Annotated in this window: 10 protein-coding genes; 6 read left to right on the forward strand and 4 right to left on the reverse strand. The window is 40.2% G+C overall.

What is annotated here, in order from left to right; translation table 11 throughout:
- Nucleotides 1-212 precede the first annotated feature (212 nt).
- Complete coding sequence (locus ACFSKL_RS08585; RefSeq protein ID WP_376885358.1) at nucleotides 213-692, reverse strand: Lrp/AsnC ligand binding domain-containing protein; 480 nt, start codon at nucleotides 690-692, stop codon at nucleotides 213-215.
- 384 nt (nucleotides 693-1,076) lie between these two features.
- On the opposite strand from ACFSKL_RS08585, the gene ACFSKL_RS08590 reads away from it, so the two are divergent.
- The 5 genes from ACFSKL_RS08590 (at nucleotide 1,077) to ACFSKL_RS08610 (ending at nucleotide 10,865) form a co-directional block, all read left to right on the forward strand.
- Nucleotides 1,077-1,571, forward strand: a complete 495-nt coding sequence (locus ACFSKL_RS08590) for a hypothetical protein (RefSeq protein WP_376885360.1) — start codon at nucleotides 1,077-1,079, stop codon at nucleotides 1,569-1,571.
- A 117-nt stretch (nucleotides 1,572-1,688) separates the two neighbouring features.
- Nucleotides 1,689-3,617 (forward strand): M14 family metallopeptidase, encoded by a 1,929-nt coding sequence (locus ACFSKL_RS08595; protein WP_376885362.1) that lies wholly within the window; start codon nucleotides 1,689-1,691, stop codon nucleotides 3,615-3,617.
- Between the two features lie 410 nt (nucleotides 3,618-4,027).
- Nucleotides 4,028-6,862 (forward strand): S9 family peptidase, encoded by a 2,835-nt coding sequence (locus ACFSKL_RS08600; RefSeq protein WP_376885364.1) that lies wholly within the window; start codon nucleotides 4,028-4,030, stop codon nucleotides 6,860-6,862.
- 226 nt (nucleotides 6,863-7,088) lie between these two features.
- Nucleotides 7,089-8,732, forward strand: coding sequence for a sodium/sugar symporter (locus ACFSKL_RS08605; RefSeq protein WP_376885365.1), 1,644 nt, complete (start codon nucleotides 7,089-7,091; stop codon nucleotides 8,730-8,732).
- Between the two features lie 594 nt (nucleotides 8,733-9,326).
- Nucleotides 9,327-10,865 (forward strand): GH3 family acyl-acid amido synthetase, encoded by a 1,539-nt coding sequence (locus ACFSKL_RS08610; protein WP_376885367.1) that lies wholly within the window; start codon nucleotides 9,327-9,329, stop codon nucleotides 10,863-10,865.
- On the opposite strand, the gene ACFSKL_RS08615 is transcribed toward ACFSKL_RS08610, so the two are convergent.
- Nucleotides 10,862-11,434, reverse strand: coding sequence for a hypothetical protein (locus tag ACFSKL_RS08615; RefSeq protein ID WP_376885369.1), 573 nt, complete (start codon nucleotides 11,432-11,434; stop codon nucleotides 10,862-10,864). The two genes, ACFSKL_RS08610 and ACFSKL_RS08615, sit on opposite strands and share 4 nt — an antisense overlap.
- Nucleotides 11,435-11,583: 149 nt before the next feature.
- Complete coding sequence (locus ACFSKL_RS08620; protein WP_376885370.1) at nucleotides 11,584-12,657, reverse strand: endonuclease/exonuclease/phosphatase family protein; 1,074 nt, start codon at nucleotides 12,655-12,657, stop codon at nucleotides 11,584-11,586.
- 117 nt (nucleotides 12,658-12,774) lie between these two features.
- Between ACFSKL_RS08620 and ACFSKL_RS08625 the strand changes: the two genes are divergently transcribed.
- Entirely contained in the window at nucleotides 12,775-13,644 is an 870-nt protein-coding gene (locus tag ACFSKL_RS08625) for a 3-keto-disaccharide hydrolase (RefSeq protein WP_376885373.1), read from the forward strand.
- A gap of 27 nt (nucleotides 13,645-13,671) precedes the next feature.
- Here the strand turns inward: ACFSKL_RS08625 and ACFSKL_RS08630 are convergent, their stop codons facing one another.
- On the reverse strand, nucleotides 13,672-13,989 hold the full coding sequence (locus tag ACFSKL_RS08630; RefSeq protein ID WP_376885376.1) for a HesB/IscA family protein: 318 nt from the start codon (nucleotides 13,987-13,989) through the stop codon (nucleotides 13,672-13,674).
- Between the last annotated feature and the right edge of the window lie 5 nt (nucleotides 13,990-13,994).

Consider the following 13,994-nt stretch of genomic DNA (forward strand, 5'->3'; position numbering starts at 1 on the left):
TACAACATTTATCTAAAATATATTGTTCAAATTGATCCCAATAATCTATGGGCTATAGATAAATGCTATGGTAATAACCTGAAAAGTAGTAGATTGTATAAATAACAAGGCTAGATGTAAATCATCTAGCCTTTGTTGTATAGTGATAAATAATCTTGATATTATTTAAAATTTAATTTATTTAGATTTAATCTAATTTATTTTAATTCAAATCAGCTTTTTCCTGTCTTATCGAAGAACTGAATCGGTCTGTTGATACTTTCTTCCAATACGATGAGGGTTTCTGTCCTGTCTATCCCTTCGACTTTCTGGATATTGTCCAAAACAGTCCTGAGATGATTGGTGTCTTTACAGATGATCTTGGCGAAGATGCTATAATTACCAGTAGTATAATATGCATTGATTACTTCCGGTATCTGTTTCAGGTTTTCTATCACCGTATCATAAAGAGAGCTTTTCTCCAAATAAATCCCCAGGAACGCAGAGATGTCATAGCCTAATTTTGAAAAATCAATATTCAAGGTAGCACTTTTAACTATTCCCATATCTTCCAGTTTTCGCATTCTGACATGCACAGTTCCGGATGAAACGAATACTTTTTTGGCTATTTCTGTGTATGGAGTTTTGGCATCATCATTTAAAAGAGAGATGATCTTCAAATCTACATTGTCAATATCTAAAATTTTGTCCATTATTTTGAGGTTAAATTAGAGGTATGTTAATAAATCAGTTGTCAAATTATGAAATACTTAAAAAAATGCAAAATTTTTTCTACAATTTGTAAAATTGAAGAAAATACATTTATTTTGGCATCTAAGAATTAAGAGTAAATATTATTTGGCGTTTATTAAATGACGTCAAATAAAAAATTGGATAATTAAGATTTATCTTTTTTATTCCTTATTTTAAACATGAAAAACTTTTAATCTCTAAAGTTATATTTGGGTTTATATTCTGAAAAGGGTCTTGCTGATGGCAAGACTTTTTTATTTTCTATGATTAAGTTTAAAATACAAAAAATTGGATTTGAAATAAAATAATCTGTATATTTGATTGATCAGTTTAAATCCTTCAAAATGTTGAAATCCGAAAGCTTAATTTTATTCTTTGTAATTGGTTTTGTACAGATAGGTATTGGTAATAGCCTTGATTCCAATGATAAAGATCTCTTGGGTGGTGACAATAGAGTTCGCGCTGAAGTGGAGGAAATAGCTGATATAAGGATGAGTTCTTCAGATATCTCATTGATAAAACCAATCAACGAAGATGGATCGTCTTACCCCAATGATTTTGGTTCTGCATGGGTTTGGCCTGAATTCACCTTGGACTTGGTAGAAAGTTATGCGCCATTTTTGTTTAGGACGGAAATCAGTGCCCAGCTGGAAGAGGTGAGGGTTGTACTGAATGTCAACAACAAAGGTAAATTGATAGGATATGAATTTATCACGGAAGTGGACAAAGGCTTGGAGGAAAGAATGGGATATGTTTTGCGAAAGCTTCCCAAATGCCTTCCTGTCCCTGGTTATTCCGATTATGGTGCTGCAGACTTTGAATTGATCATCAAAAGGTAAATGATAAGAGTGTTTGTTTGTTTTTCCCTACTGAGAAATCGGTAGGGATTTTTTTTTGGGCGGTTAGGAATGCTTTTGATACAAGCTTAACTTTAGACAAACAAGCATCCTTTGATTATGAAAAACACTTTACTATTGACATTTCTTTTGTCCATCAGCATAGGGTTCGCAATGTCCCAATCAACTGGTGGATCATTGAAAACAGCCAAAATCTGGCCGGAAGACAACGCCAATACAAAAAATTATACAGTCTCGGGTGAGCGGCATGGACAGTCTTTTTTCAAGAAGCACCAATTTGAGGAAGTCCAATATGAACCTGGAGATGTATTGACTTTTGATATTTACCATACTCCTAATGTGATGTATCATTGGTATCGGCAATGGTCAGAGCAGTATCCCGATATTACGGAACTGTATGAAGTGGCGACTTCCTACGAAGGCAGACCGATTCTCCAAATGACCATTACCAACAAAAAGACAGGGAAGCATACAGACAAACCGGCTGCATATTTTGAAGGAGGAAGACACGGTGGAGAGGTTACCAGTAGTGAGGCGGTACTTTGGCTGACCAAGCATTTGTTGGAAAATTATGGCAAAGATCCTGAGATCACGGCATTGATAGATACCAAGACGATCTATGTCAGACCCCAAAATAATCCCGATGGATCTACGATGTACTTGTATACAGCGCAAAGAAATAGGAGTACAGTCAGGCCATATGATGTGGACAAGGATGGCTTGATGGATGAAGACCCCGAAGAAGACCTCAATGGGGATGGGATTATCCATATGATGAGGAAAAAAGCGGAGACAGCCGAAGAGAAAGAAAAAGCCAATTATATACTTGACCCCAGAGATCCAAGTGGCAGGTTGATGAAGCGGGTTTTTGAAGGGCAGGGCGATTGGTTGATGTATACTGAAGGGATCGATAATGATGGTGATGGAAAATACAATGAAGATGGTATAGGTGGATTGGATCTGCACAGAAATTATCCGGAAAACTGGAGGCCTGATTCCGGCGGTGATATGACTGGAAGAGGCTATACCCAGTGGGGTGCCGGAGAATACCCAATGAGTGAGATCGAAACGAGATCTACGGTTCTGTGGCTTTTGTCACATCCAAACATTTCGGTGGTCAATTCATTGGACACAAGAGTTCCTATGCATCTAAGGCCACCCTCGACTTCATCGGGCGAAGAGAGTATGTTTCCAAAAGACCTGGAATTATATCGGAAATTTGACAAAATGGGCCTTGATATCACAGGTTATCCTTGGGCTGGAGATGTCTATGAAACCTATAGTACAAGGTACAAGACCAATAGGCTTACAGGTGATCCCTTGAAACCCAATCCCTTGTTTGGACATGGACCTGATTTTGGATATTTCTATTATGGCGCCATATGGTATGGTGATGAGCTATGGAATAACGGAGCGATGAAGGATTATGATGGGGATGGCGTGTACGATGATTATGATGCACTCATGTGGGATGATGAAGAGAATGGTTCCAATGGGTTCAAAAAATGGGAGAAGTTTGATCATCCTCAGCTTGGTGAGGTTGAGATTGGAGGTTTTCATCCCAAATTCTTTGCGCAGAATGGTCCGCCTTGGCAATTGGAAAGATGGATTGAGAAACAGTCCTTGTTCAACTTGGCGATGGCAAAAGAGCTGCCACAGATTGAGTTGAAGGATGTGAAGGTAAGTTTGGTTGCGTCTGGTGAATATGAAGTTTCAGTTTCTTGGACCAATTCAGGTGGGCTTCCGGTAGCATTGGAACAGGCTAAAAGGGTGAAAATTGTACAGGAAGACAGGTTGATGCTTGAGTTTGACAAAGAGTTGACCAAGGGATATGAAAATGCCAAAGTTCAGATTACTTCCCCTGAATTGCATGATAAGACTATCTACGCAGGTTATACTGAAGCTGGTGAATTGAAATCTGTGAGCTTCAAAGTCAAAGTGAATCAGGACGAACCTGTCAAAGCAAAATTGAAACTGCTTTCAACCCGAGGAGGGTATGTCGAAAAAGAAATCACCATTAGAGATTGAGATTAATGTATCAATCTGGGGGAAATGCCTCGCCTTTAGGCGAAGACTTTAGTGTTTTTTCTTTGTGAACTTGGTGTTTTTACTTGGTGATCTTTGTGGTAAAAATTATAACCACAAAGATCACCAAGTTTTTCACAAAGAACACTAAGTCTCGGATTCCCTTTAGTCTCCTTTAAGCGAAACCAAACCTATCGGTCTTTAGCCGATAGTTGTTTAGTCTAGCTCTTAAAAGCTTTAGGCTGAAAGTATTCAAGAGCTTCTCGTTTGAGAGCATTGGATACCATGCCTATGGGGCTTCATGATATGAAAAACATGGCATCTATGGGCTTACAAATATAATTTCCCATTGATATAAAATTGAGGGTATTTAAATACAATGTTTATTTACTTGTGCACAAATTATTAAAAATATGATATTCAAGACAAGACACCTTTTGGGTTTTATGGTCTTTTTTGTTGTGCTGAATGTAAGCGCCCAGCAAAAGAGGGCATTGACACATGCTGATTATGATGGATGGGAATCCGTCTCTTCTGACAAATTATCTTCCGATGGCCAATGGGTTGGCTTTGAAGTCAATCCCCAAGATGGAGATGGAAGGCTTGAGATTGTCAGCCACCAAAATCCAAGTAACAAATATATTGTCCCAAGAGCGAACAGGTTGTTGTTCTCGAATGACAATAAATATGGAGTGGGAAGGATAGTAGCGGAGAAGGATTCCATCAAAGTCCTGAAGCTTAAGAAAACCAAAGCAGATGACATGCCAAAGGATTCCCTCTTTATCATACAGTTGGCAAGTGGGGAGCTGGAAAAGATCGCCAGGGTAAAATCATTTGCCACCCCCAAAGAGAAATCAAATTGGCTTGCAATTCATTTCGAAAAGGAATTGCCGGTAAAGTCTGAGAAAAAAGAAGAGGGTGATACGACGAAAGTAGAGGCACCTGAAAAACCAAAGAAAACAGATGGGACCAAATTACTTGTGAGGACATTTGATGGAAAGTCTACCTATGAATATGACCGGGTGAAATCTTATGGTTTTTCCGAAAATGGATCCTATCTGTATTATGTCAAAGCCACAGAAGATACATTGAAAAATGCCGGGATTTTCCTCTTGGATTTGAAATCCGGTGTATCCCAGATCATTGATATTGGGAAAACCGATTATTTGTCTCCCCAGGTTTCTGATTCGAACAAATACTTGGCTTACCTGACTACCGAGGATTCTTTGAAAGCAAAGAAACCTTACTATGACTTATATCTCTATGATATTGCCAAAGCAAGCAACCAAAAAATAGTTGATAAAAATACTCCTGGAATTCTTGTTGACGGTATGGTGAGCAAATCCGGGAGGATTAACTTTTCTACCGACGACAGTAGGGTTTATTTTGGGACAATCTCTGACTATGCAACCTTTGACTATGAAGATGACACTACGATCTTGGATGATGAAAGGGTCAAATTGGATATTTGGGGTTGGCAGGATGCTGAAATTCAGCCAATGCAGTTGAAGAACAAAAACAGAGAGGCAAGCAAAAGCTACCTGGCAGCATACAATATCAAAGACAAGAAAGTTATTCAAATAGGCGATGATAAAATCAATAGTATCAACTATGATCCAAAGTCAAAACACAAATTAGCCATCGCCACAGATGACGCACCTTATAGAAGGGAATATAGTTGGGATATACAGATAGGAAGGGATACATATTTGGTGAACCTAGAGAATGGATCGAAGACATTGATCCAAAGATCATTGTCAGGGTATCCCCAATTGTCCCCAGCTGGTAAATATGTGTATTGGTACGACAACAGTGACAGTTCTTGGTTTGCGTATGAGGTTTCTACAAAATCCTTGAAAAATCTGACCAAGGAAATGGATGTGAATTTTTACAATGAGCAACATGATTCCCCGTCTCTCCCCGGAAGTTATGGTGCTGCAGGTTGGTTGAAAGATGATAAGGCATTGTTGGTATATGATAAGTATGATGTCTGGAGTATAGACCCGACTGGAAAAGAGACCCCAAAAAACATCACCCTAGGTGAGGGCAGAGCGCAAACAATTGAATTTAGAAGACAAAGATTGGAGGAAGAAGAAAAAGAGGGAATCGACCCTTCCTTACCTTTTGTACTGACAGCCTTTCATGAATTCAATAAGCAGAATGGATTCTATAAAGGCGATATCACTGGGGCGAAAGCGCCAACATCTATTGTGTTTACAGACCATAGGTACGCAGGGTTGAGCAAAGCCAAAGACTCCAATCTAGTCACAGTCAGAAGATCAACATATCAGGATTATTCGGATATATATGCTACTGATTTGGATATGTCCCAATTGACCCAGCTTTCATTTGCAAATCCACAACAGGGAGAAGTGAATTGGGGTACTGTTGAGTTGGTAGATTATCTTGCCAACGATGGAGTGCCTTTACAGGGGTTGCTATTCAAGCCCGAGAATTTTGATCCCAAAAAGAAATACCCGATGATGGTCTATTTCTATGAGCGGAATTCTGATGGTTTGCACAATTATAGAGCACCAGCCCCAAGTGCCTCGACGATCAATATTCCTTATTTTGTAAGTAATGAATACTTGGTGTTCGTTCCGGATATCAAATATGATTTGGGACTTCCAGGGCCAAGTGCATACAACTGCATCATTCCGGGAGTTCAATCAATCATAGCCAAAGGGTATGTGGATGCAGACAATATGGCGATCCAGGGGCAAAGCTGGGGTGGGTATCAAGTTGCCTACCTGATCACAAGAACCAATATGTTCAAAGCGGCTGGTGCTGGAGCTCCGGTAGTAAACATGACATCGGCGTATGGGGGGATTCGTTGGGGAACTGGAATGAGCAGAATGTTCCAGTACGAACAGACACAAAGTAGAATAGGGGGGACACTTTGGGAGAAACCACTTTATTACTTAGAAAATTCTCCTTTGTTTTATATGGACAGGGTGCAGACCCCTGTTTTGATCATGCATAATGATGCGGATGGTGCAGTGCCATGGTACCAGGGGATAGAGATGTTTATGGCTTTGAAGAGGTTGAACCAACCAGCCTGGTTGCTACAGTACAACGACGAAGACCACAACCTTGTCCAAAGAAAAAACAGAAAAGATCTTTCCGTTAGGCTGTCGCAGTTCTTTGACCATTATCTGAAAGGGGCACCTGCACCTTTGTGGATGACAGAAGGATTGCCGGCAATAGAAAAAGGAAGAACGCTGAAGTATGAGCTAGGCGACAAATAGATAGATTCCAATCTTTGGAAAGCACCCTTTCATGTAGTTGATGGAAGGGTGTTTTTTTTAAGTAAAGCATGTTGATTACAATATATTCATTGGAAAAGTGTGCTTTTGTTTTCCATGAAATAGATTCAAGCACACATTTTTGACAAATACATTTAATACTAAATTGAAAAACTTATATTTGAACCTCACAAACCAAAATTAAACCCCATATAATCAATCTCAACCTATGTTATTAGAACCTTTAGATCTCATTGTATTCGTTGGCTATTGCTGCCTTATTATCGGAATGGGTCTTTTTGTCTCGCGGGAGAAAAAAGGCCACGTTAAAAATTCACAAGATTATTTTCTCGCATCCAAAGCCTTGCCTTGGTGGGCTGTAGGTGCATCCCTGATCGCTTCCAATATTTCGGCAGAGCAGTTTATTGGGATGTCAGGTTCAGGTTTTGCACTTGGGCTTGCGATATCCACCTATGAATGGATGGCTGCGATCACACTGATTGTTGTTGCTATTTTCTTTTTGCCTGTCTATATCAAAAAAGGCATCTATACCATGCCTGGATTTCTTTTGGATAGGTATGATACCAGGGTAAGGACTACAATGGCCATATTCTGGCTTGCTCTTTACGTATTCGTAAACCTCACCTCAGTCCTTTATCTGGGAGCATTGAGTTTGAATACCATCATGGATGTTCCGATGACCTATGGGATTATCGGATTGGCTTTATTCGCCATGATTTATTCCATCTATGGGGGATTGAAAGCTGTCGCCTGGACAGATGTTGTCCAAGTTTTCTTCTTGATTGCAGGAGGTTTGGCAACTACCTATATCGCCTTGACAATGGTAGGAAGCGGAAGTGCATGGGATGGAATAGCCTTGCTGAGACAAGAGGTTCCAGGACATTTTTCTATGATCCTTTCCAAAGGTGAAATGATGATCCCCGATGGCAAAGGAGGGAGTAAAGATGCTTATTTGGATCTTCCAGGCATCAGTGTTTTGGTAGGTGGTATGTGGATTACCAATTTGAGTTACTGGGGATTCAACCAGTATATTACCCAAAGGGCTTTGGCGGCAAAGAGTCTCGATGAAGCCCAAAAAGGGATGATATTTGCAGGTTTTTTGAAATTGTTGATGCCTTTGATAGTGGTGATCCCGGGAATTGCAGCTTTGGTGATTGTCAATAATGGCATTGATACTGGATTTATTGATTCTATGAAAGATCCTGTGACTGGTATTATTAAGTCTGATAGGGCATATCCTACCTTGTTACAGTTGCTGCCAACAGGCTTGAAGGGCTTGGCATTTGCTGCCTTGACTGCTGCGATTATTTCTTCACTTGCTTCTATGGCGAACAGTACTTCTACGATTTTCACAATGGATATCTACAAGAAGTATTTTGGCCAAAATGCTTCTGAGGCGAAGCAGGTAAAAGTAGGAAGGATTACTGCTGTGGTAGCATTCATCATTGCCGCGATAGTAGCACCTGCATTGGGGCAATTGGATCAGGCATTTCAGTTTATCCAAGAGTATACAGGCTTTGTCAGTCCTGGTGTGTTTGCGATTTTCTTCTTTGGGGTTTTCTGGAAGAAGACAACTTCAAATGCAGCTCTTACAGGGGCGGCACTCAGTATCCCATTGTCGGTAGTTTTGAAAGAATTTTGGCCATCGCTACCGTTTTTGGACAGAATGGGGTTGGTTTTCCTCATTGTGGCAGGATTGATGATTGTGATCAGTTTGGTAGAAGGCAAAGGTAAAGACCATCCAAACAGTATTGATATCAGTGGCGATATTTTCAAGACAAGTACCGGATTCAAGATCGGTGCATTTATTATCACCTTGATTACAGCAGCATTATATATCGTATTCTGGTAAGATCGGATACGGCGGGAGTATAGGTCAGTCAAAGTGTTTTTGCAAATACTTTGTCAGCATGAGGCATTGACTTGTGCCTAGCTTATAACCTGAGTTCGCCTATTCTCACTTTGTCAACCTGCCTGCCGGCAGGCAGGAACGGTTTTAAATGGTGAGAACTACGAAAAGAAGGTGCGAACTTTTTTATGAAGTAATATTGGGATATTGCGGATTGAAAAAGTGAAGTAGGTTGCCGTTTAAAACCGAATAGTCGGCTCAGTCAATAAAAACACCCATTTACTGCGTTGAATTTTTGGGCGATAGCTTAGGCTATCCCTCAAAAAATTGCCTTGTAACTGGATATTTTTATTGATTTTGACTTTGTGATAACAATCGAACTCAGGTTTATAGTGAAAAGGAGGACAAATAAAAGGTCCCAATCAGGATTTGAAAAAGCCCCAAAAATCCCCCTGTTAGGGAGGATTTTTGGGGCTTTTTCATTTACGTGGCTTGAAAGTTGTTTTAAATAGACCGACTGCTTTACATCAAACCATATTTTTGAACCTATAGAATGCTGATGGCTGATAGGTTTGTTCACTAAAAATACTATTTAATATGCCCATTATTGGAGAAATCATCAAAAGATCTGTAGAAACGGTAGATAAGATTTTTACAAATCCAGACCCCAAAGAAGCACAGCAAAAAGCATTGGAGACATTATTGTCCAAAGCAAAAGACACGGCATTTGGGAAATACCATCAATTTGAGAGGATCTTAAAATCCAGTAATGTCCGGGAAGAATTTGCCAAAGAAGTCCCCTATTTTGATTATGATCAATTGAGGAAAGAATGGTGGCAGAAAGTGATCGATGGGGGTGAGGATATTACTTGGCCGGGCAAGGTGAAGTTTTTTGCTGTCTCAAGTGGCACTACCAGTACGAAAAAGCACATCCCAGTAACAGATGATATGTTGCAATCTATCAGAAGAGCGGGGATGCAACAGATCAAGGGTGTGGCTGATTTTGACCTTCCGGCCGAATTTTTCGAGAAGGAGATTCTGATGTTTGGAAGCAGTACCAATCTAAAAGAAGTCAATGGCCACCTAGAGGGAGAAATCAGTGGGATCAGTGCCAGTCAGATCCCGTTTTGGTTTGAAGGTTTTTATAGGCCTGGAAAAGAAATATCAGCCATTGATGACTGGGATAAAAGAGTGGAGGAGTTGGCCAAAGAGTCTGCCAATTGGGATATTGGCGCGATCTCGGGAATCCCATCTTGGATAGAGTTGATGATCAAAAAAGTCATTGAATACAACAATGCGAAGACCATCCATGATGTATGGCCAAATTTTCAGGTCTATACTTCTGGAGGGGTTGCGTTTGAACCATATAGAAAATCATTTGAAAAACTTTGTGGGAAAGAAATCACAATCATCGATACCTACTTGGCTTCTGAAGGATATATAGCTACCCAACTTAGAAAAGAGACAGATTCCATGGCATTGATTACTGATAACGGGATATACTTTGAGTTTGTGCCATTCGTTCCGGAAAACATGAATGATGATGGGAGTGTCAGCCAAAAAGCCGAATCGGTAAGAATCGAAGATGTAGAAGAAGGGGTTGACTATGTTTTGGTGATTAGTACAGTTTCTGGTGCTTGGCGCTATATGATAGGTGACACGGTAGCGTTTACCGACAAAGAAAGGGCAGAGATCAAAATCACAGGAAGGACAAAACACTTTCTCAATGTAGTAGGCTCTCAGTTGTCCGTAATCCAGATGAACAAAGCGATGGAGCAATTGAGTGGGGAGTATGACTGCCAAATCAAGGAATTTACTGTCTCGGCAGTTTTGGAGGAAAACGAATACCTTCACAGATGGTATTTGGGGGTCGAAGGAAGTATCGATAAAGATGAAAAAGAAATTGCGGATAGGCTTGATGCCATTTTGAAGGAGAACAACAAAAACTATAAAGTAGCAAGGGGGAAAGCCTTGAAGTATGTTGAAGTGAAAATTGTATCCGATGGGATGTTTCGGAAATGGACTGAAGACACCAAGCAAAAAGGTGGTCAAGTCAAAATCCCGAGGGTAATGAAAGAAAAGGATTTCAGGGAATGGGAAGATTACGTGTCCAATAACAAATCGGTCAAAGCTTAATCTTTGACCGATTTGTTTTCCATCATCAACATGATTTCTTCTGGAGGTAAATATAGTTTGTTGATCTTTTGGATGTATCTTTCTGACATCCCAGCCTGGTGAAGTATAAAATCCTTCGTTGCAAGGATATAGTCTCCCAGACCGTGGTTTACGGCATGGGTATCTGCGACTCTTTCGGCAGAAATGATAAAGCTCTTGGAAGTCATATAACCAATGCCAAATAGGATCATGGACCAATTGCCCCTGTTCAAATAATCCATGATATGCCCTAGTTCATGACCTATCCAACCGATTAGAACATCTTCGGGCAATAGATGGATCGGGGTGACTTTGCCTTTTAACGAGAAAAAGCTGCTGATTTTTATGAGGTAGGTTCTTTTCTTCCGTGACCCAAACATCGTGTTGAACTTAGGCTGTGCCTGCATGACAGATTTCCTGATATTCTCACTTAACCTGAATTCTATTTCTACTTCAGCTAGGTCAGGGTAAAAGTCAAGGGCTTTGATGATTACAGCTTTCAGTTCATTAGGGATTCGGTTTTGGATGTATTTGGTATCGGTAAGTTGCATGTTGGATTATGTGGGGTTTCGAAAAGAATAACGCTTTGATGCAGATTAATCTTATGGTTACAATCTAATTGCAATGCATTTTGTTCTTGCGAAGTCTAAATAGTTTGTTTTGTTTCGAAACCACTTGGCAAAAACAATTGCCAAACGCTCTATTCCTCTTCAGCCACAATTTTCCTCAGAGGCTTTTCCCATGTAAAAGTCGCAGAAATGGGGTAGTGGTCAGAATAATCTACCTCTTTGTGGGTTTTGAAACGCTCGACTTGAAGGATGTCATCGTAGAAAATATTGTCTATCCTTAGAAAAAAGAGGATTTTGTTATAAGTAAACCCAAACCCTCTTCCGGCCGTCTCAAATGCATTTTTCATTATTTTCCTCAAAGAAAAGTAGGTATAGCTGTAGGGGACATCATTGAAATCTCCCACAAGTATATTGGCATAGGGGCTATTGCCCATATGCTCTTGGAGAATACTCAATTGGGCAGCTCTCGAAACTTGGCCTCTTTTCAGTTTCCCCAAAGTCTCCCGGTAGTTTTCTTTGATCCCATCAAGATTGCTTAAGCCTTCGGAAGATATGCTCATAGATTCCAGGTGGGCATTGTAGATCCTGACGGTATCTTTGTCTACTTTGATATCGGCATATATCACTCCATTGGTTTGCTTTGTGTCAAAGACTTTGCCCTCATTGATGATCGGGTACTTACTGAAGATAACCATCCCATAAGATCTCTTTGTGGGATTTCCCACAATGACTTGATACGAGTATTCATACCCCGTATCTGTTGCGAGTGCTTTGATGGCGTTTTGGGAAGGGGTGGTATAGTCTTGGTAAAACTCTTGGAAGCACTTTATGTCAGAAGGATTGTCTTTGAGCCATTTGATGATGTTTTGGGTTACTGCATTTGGGTCTTCACCTTTTTTGGTGTAGCTCAGCAAATGGACATTGTAACTTAATATTGACAATCCTTCAGGGTTTTCTGCATGTGGATGGAGTTGGAAAGTTACTCCTATGAACCTCCAGCCTAAGATGATCGCCAACAATGGAAGCAATGCCAACCTTCTTTTGGCGAGTACCAATAGGACAAATATAAGCGCATTGACTAGGATGAGTGGTGGGATCAAGAGGGTCAGTATGCCGGCATACGGAAAAAACTCTGGAGAGATATAAACGCTGAAAAATAGAATAAGCGAGATGCAAAAGATAATGCCAGTCAGAAATCGCAACATGAGTTTTTTTTTAAAAATCGAAATTATGCCTTTAACTTGTTCTTTCCAAGTTTTTAATTTTCTTTAGCTTTGTTCTTATTACATTTACTTATCAAACCACAGCAAACAAAATTTATTATGTTGAAGAATAACTTAATTTTATTATTGACAGTGGCAGTGCTAATGAATGCCTGTAACCCGTCGACCAACAGTGATGCTAAAGAAAATCAAGAAGAAAACGAGATCACAGGGGAGTGGATTCAACTTTTCAACGGGAAAGATTTGGATGATTGGCAGATAAAAATCTCAAAGCATGAACTGAACGATAATTTCGCAAATACTTTTCGTGTGGAAGATGGATTGATGAAAGTCCGATACGATGGGTATGACCAGTTTGACAAGCAGTATGGACATATTTTTTACAAAAATCCATTTTCTTATTATTTCTTAAGAGTGGAATATAGATTTGTAGGTGAGCAAGCGGCAGGTGGAGAAGGTTGGGCAACCAGAAATAGTGGGGCAATGCTGCATTCACAAGACCCCGCTACCATGATGGTAGATCAGGATTTTCCGATTTCGGTCGAAGGCCAGATGCTTGGTGGCGATGGGGAGAACCCAAGGCCTACCAGCAATCTCTGCACTCCTGGAACACATGTAGTGATAGATGGGGAATTGTTTACCCCGCATTGTGTGACTTCCAGTTCCAAAACATATCATGGGGAACAGTGGGTTACAGCGGAGTTTTTGGTGTTGGGGGATTCTGTAGTCCACCATATTTTGGAGGGTGAAAAAGTCCTTACCTATTTCAGTCCACAGATTGGAGGTGATAATGTCAATCCCTTTGATCCTGACGTAAAAAAAGACGGGCAACTCCTGAAGTCTGGATATATTTCCCTTCAAAGTGAAAGCCATCCAATAGATTTCAGAAAAGTAGAGTTGTTTGACCTAGCTCCATATGCCGAGAGCAAAGAAAAGCTTCAAAAAGCAATCGATAAAATATCTGAGTAAATCAATTCAATGGTGCAGGGTAGGGGACTACTCTGCATCATGTCTTTTGGGGATGTCGGGATTGATAAATGTAAAGCCTCTCGCTTCATTTCCCTCATAAAAATCAATTTGCATGCCCATCAAAAACATCACATGCTTTTTTTCTATCAATACCGGGATTTCATTTATCGAGAACAGCTGATCTCCTTCTTTTAGTTTGTCAAAGCCTAATGCATACGACATACCCCCGCAACCGCCGCCTTTGACACCCACTCGGAGTGAATAGTCTTTGGGGATGTTTTTATTGGACATGATGTTTTTAATCTCGTCTTGGGCTTTTTCAGTAATGCTTACAGGTGTGATCATGTACA

The organism is Belliella marina (assembly GCF_042682445.1).
GTDB lineage: Bacteria > Bacteroidota > Bacteroidia > Cytophagales > Cyclobacteriaceae > Belliella > Belliella marina.